We start from the raw sequence: 4,319 nt of genomic DNA, 5'->3' as shown, positions 1-4,319 counted from the left end.
CGGCGTGGGCTCGCCGTCGATCGGCAAGGCGGGCAGGCCGTGCGCGCAGCGGTAGCGCGACAGCTCGGCCATCATTTCGTCGGTGGCCGGCACGAGCCGCTGCCGGCCGCCTTTGCCCGTCACGTCGAGCCACCAGCGGTCGCGCCCGTCGGCGTCGCCCCGGCAGAAGAACTGGCCCATCGTCGTGTCGGCCGCTTCGGTGATGCGCAGCCCGCCGAGATACAGCAGCGTGAACAGCCAGCGCGCGCGATCGGCATGGAAACGCGTCCGCGCGTCGTCGCGCGGCATCGCGGCGATCGCGTCCTTGACCGACTGCCACAACGGTTGCCCGAGATGGCGCGTGACGCGCGGCGCGGGCCGGCGCTGCCGCTGCCGCGACAACGCGAGCGGATTGCCGGCCAGGTAGCCGGCCTGCACGAGCCACGAGAACATCACGTTCAGGATCACCAGCGCCTGCCGCTGGCTGGCCGCCGACAGCGGCCCGTAGAACGGCCGCCAGCGCGGATCGTCGCGCGGATGCTTGCGCCCGCCGTTCGCACACCACAGCTCGACCGGCGCGGGCGCGAGCAGGAACTGCCGGTAAACGATCAAGTCTTCGTGCGTAAGCGACGACAGCGGCTTGCCGCACGCGATCACGGCCCACAGCAGCAGGCGTTCGGCTTCCTTGCGGTAGTTCTGGAACGTGGTCGGCGTATCGACGAAGCGGGCGAGCCACGCGCGCACCGCATCGAGGTCGTTGGTCGCGGCGATCTGCGGATGCGCGCTGTTCGCGCGGTTGGCGCCCGTGCGTCCGTCGAGCGCGGCCGGAACGGTCAGCGCATCGATCGGCAGCGGGCGCAGCGCGGTGTCGGACGGAACGGGTGAGGTCATGCGAAGCGGGGTGCGCTGCGCGGATCGTGCGCACGTGAACGGGCGGACGAACGCAGCGCGATCAAGCATATCGGGAAGCGCCGATGGTACACGATCACCACACGGTAAATCCGCCGTCGATGGCGATCGCCTGACCGGTGACGAAGCGCGCGGCGGGTGAGCACAGCCACAGCACCGTTTCCGCGATGTCGCGCGGCTCGCCGAGCCGCGCCATCGGCGTGGCCTGCGTCAGTCGCGCCATGTCGTCGCGGTTTTCCGGGCGGTCGGTGATCGCCGTATGGGCGATGCCGCCAGGGCACACCGCATTCACGCGGATGCCGTGGCTCGCATAGTCGATCGCCACCGATTTCGTGAGGCCGATGACACCGCTTTTCGATGCCGAATAAGCCGAGAGCCCGGGCCCGCTGACAATCCCCATGATCGACGACGTGTTGACGATCGCACCGCCGCCGAATGACAGCATGTGCCGACATTCATGTTTCATGCACAGCCACACGCCTTTCAGGTTCACGGCGATCGTGCGATCCCATTCGTCCTCGTCGAATTCGGCGACGGGCGCGCCGCGCGGTGCGATGCCCGCATTGTTGAAGGCGATGTCGAGACGACCGAACGTGGCGACCGTCGTGTCGATCGCATCGCGCACGTCGTCGGCGCGCGACACGTCGGTGCGCAGCACGATCGCCCTGGCGCCGGTGCGCTCGATCGCGTGCGCGACGTCTTCGGCAGCGGACACGACGGTGTCCAGCAGCGCGACCTGCGCGCCGGCTTCGGCGAAGCACAGTGCGGCCTGTCGTCCGATGCCGGTCGCCGCGCCGGTCACGACGGCGACTTTTCCTGCGAAGCTTTCCATGCCTGTCTCCCGGGACGCTGAGTGGAGAGACAGGTTAGGCGGCAAGCGCCGGGGCTTCGACGTTGAAACGGACTAGGCGGATTCGATGGCGGTGCCGTCGTGACAAAAACCTCACCCCAGTGACAGCACGCTGTTCAGCAACGTCCTGACGAGCGTCGCCTGCCGCGTGACGCCCGTCTTCGAAAAAATCGCGCGCAGATGCGAGCGCGCGGTGTTCTTGCTGATCGCGAGCTCGTCGGCGGCTTCCTCGAGCGTCTGCCCGTTGACGAGTGCGAGCGCCAGCGCGGTTTCGGCCGGCGTGAGGTCGAACAGTTTGCGCACGATGTCGTGCGACGCCTGTGACTTGCGCTCGGCATCGCGGATGAAGATCGCGCACGCCGGCCGGCGCGGATTGTCCTCCGACCATTCGCTGAGCGGCACCGCGCGGATCAGCACGCCGAGCGGCGGCTTGCCGGACGGGCGCGGCACGGCAATGGCCTGCGCGACCGACGGCGCACCGCCCGCGCGTTCCGCGAGCACCTGCCGGATCAGTTTCTGCAGCTTGCGATCCTCCAGCGGATACGACGCTTCGAGCGCGTCGCCGCGCACGCGCAGGCCGTCGCATTCGGCGAAGATCTCGTCCGCGACGCAATTGGTCTTCATGATCGCGCCGCGCTCGTCGAGGATCGCGGTGGCGACCAGCATGCGGTCGATCGTGCTCGCGTACAGCGTGCGCTCGGATTCGACCATCCCGAACTTCGCGTGCAGCCGCACCGCGCGCTTCAGGTGCGGCAGCAGCGCATTGCAGACGGCTTTGTCGGTCGCCGAGAACGCACGGTCGCGATGCGAGCGGCACACGCGGAAACGGCACTCGATGCCGTCGGGCGTGCGCAGGTCGGCGCCCATCAGGTACCCGACGTCGAACGGCTCGAGAAACTCGCGATACATCGCGCTGTTGCGCCAGACGCCGACACCGAGCAGTTCGTCGACGGTGACGACGCGATCGCTCGGCAGGTTCACGAACGGATCGAGCGCGTAGTAGTAGGTGTTGTACGACGCGACGCCCGACAGCGGCGCATTCTGCTCGGACGCATTGATCATCAGCCCCGCATGGCCGCTGGCGGGCCAGCGCAGGATCATCGTCACGTAGTTCGCGTGCAGGTGCACGCGGATCTGCTCCAGCGCGCGGCCCCACGGCACGTCTTCGAGCGGGCCTTCGTAGATCGTCGTGAGCAATGCGTCGAACTGCTCGAGCGTCAGTTTCGATTGGGCAAGATGCGGCGGCAGGGCCGCGGGCGCCGTGGTCATTCGGGTTGTCTCCTGTTGCGGCCACCGGGTCGGCAGGGCGTGATCAGGCCCCGTCGCCCGGTGTGCACGGGCGAGCCGCCGGCGGCGATGCGCGCGGCTGAACCGGATCACGGTAACGTATCGGCTCGCGCGCGACATCCCACGAATGAACGTGGCGGATCGCGTTCTGTAAGCTATTTGTGAACTTTCCCGCCGTGGGGGCCTCTAATCGGCCCTCCAACGCTTCCTGAGGAACATCAGATGATTCGCCAATCCAGAACGCTGCTCGGCGCGGCCGTCATTGCCGGCAGCACGCTCCTCGCCGGATGCCAGACCGACGCCGTCGCCACGTCGCCGAACGCGGTGCGCCCGGCCGACAGCAAGCCGGTGACCAGGACCGTCTATGTCGCGCCGCAATCCGCGCGCTGCACGGGCGTCGCGCCGATGGAGTGCCTGCAGGTGCGCAACAGCCCGAACGAGCCGTGGAGCCTGTGGTACGCCGGTATCGAAGGCTTCGCGTACCAGCCCGGCTACCTGTACACGCTCGAAATCGACGAATACCACGTTGCGCAGCCGCCGGCCGACGGCTCGTCGATCCGCTGGGTGCTCAAGCGCGTCGTCGAGCGCCGCCAGGCGAACTGACGGCCGCGCTCACGCGGACGGGCGCGCTGCTGCACGGGCCGGCGGCGCGGCCGTATCGATCCGCCGGAACACGACGGACGACAGCAGCGTCACCACGCCCATGCACGTGAACGACAGCATGAACCCGTGGGCCATCGAGCCCCAATAGGCGGCAAACAGGTTGACGAGGCCGCCGCCGATCGACACGCCGAGCCCCATCGCCAGCATCTGCATCATCGTGAACAGGCTGTTGCCGCTGCCGGCGTCGGCATGCGACAGCCCCTTCAACGTCACGCCGTTCATCGCCGCGAACTGCATCGAGTTCGCCGCGCCGAACACGATCAGCAGCGCGCCTTCCAGTAGCGGCGCGGGCCGCGCCGACACCAGCGCGAACCCCGCGATCGCGCACCCGACGATCCCCGTATTCACGACCAGGAACGTGGCATAGCCGAACCGCTTCACGAGCGGCGCGATCCAGCGTTTCGCGATGACGCCCGCGATCGCGGCCGGCAGCATCATCAACCCCGACTGCAGCGGCGTATAGCCGAGCTGCACCTGCATCAGCAGCGGCAGCATGAACGGCACCGAACTCGTGCCGATCCGGCACAGCAGGTGGCCGAGCAGCCCCGACCCGAAGTTCGGCTCGCGGAACAGCCCGAGCCGGAACAGCGGCTGCGCGCGCCGCCGTGCGTGCGGCAGGTAGGCAAGCGCG

5 protein-coding genes are annotated in these 4,319 nt (G+C 68.4%); 1 reads left to right on the top strand and 4 read right to left on the bottom strand.

The window, feature by feature from the left end:
* The 3 genes from G3N93_RS34980 to G3N93_RS34970 all read right to left on the bottom strand — a co-directional run.
* A partial coding sequence (locus G3N93_RS34980) for an integrase (protein WP_206135012.1) occupies nt 1-870 on the bottom strand: 870 nt, incomplete at its 3' end.
* A 94-nt stretch (nt 871-964) separates the two neighbouring features.
* Nucleotides 965-1,720 (bottom strand): SDR family NAD(P)-dependent oxidoreductase, encoded by a 756-nt coding sequence (locus G3N93_RS34975; RefSeq protein WP_206135011.1) that lies wholly within the window; start codon nt 1,718-1,720, stop codon nt 965-967.
* A gap of 111 nt (nt 1,721-1,831) precedes the next feature.
* Nucleotides 1,832-3,007 (bottom strand): helix-turn-helix transcriptional regulator, encoded by a 1,176-nt coding sequence (locus G3N93_RS34970; RefSeq protein WP_174940767.1) that lies wholly within the window; start codon nt 3,005-3,007, stop codon nt 1,832-1,834.
* A gap of 240 nt (nt 3,008-3,247) precedes the next feature.
* Here G3N93_RS34970 and G3N93_RS34965 point away from each other — a divergent pair, with 240 nt between their 5' ends.
* A complete protein-coding gene (locus tag G3N93_RS34965; protein WP_174940769.1) occupies nt 3,248-3,628 on the top strand; it encodes a DUF4377 domain-containing protein in 381 nt (126 codons plus the stop codon).
* 9 nt (nt 3,629-3,637) lie between these two features.
* Here the strand turns inward: G3N93_RS34965 and G3N93_RS34960 are convergent.
* Nucleotides 3,638-4,319: MFS transporter (locus tag G3N93_RS34960; protein WP_206135010.1), on the bottom strand; the 682-nt coding region annotated here is incomplete at its 5' end.

This window comes from Burkholderia sp. Se-20378, from assembly GCF_017104665.1.
Taxonomy (GTDB): domain Bacteria; phylum Pseudomonadota; class Gammaproteobacteria; order Burkholderiales; family Burkholderiaceae; genus Burkholderia; species Burkholderia lata.
The sequence above is the reverse complement of the archived record's forward strand: the minus strand, read 5'-3'. Positions and strand labels throughout refer to the sequence as shown.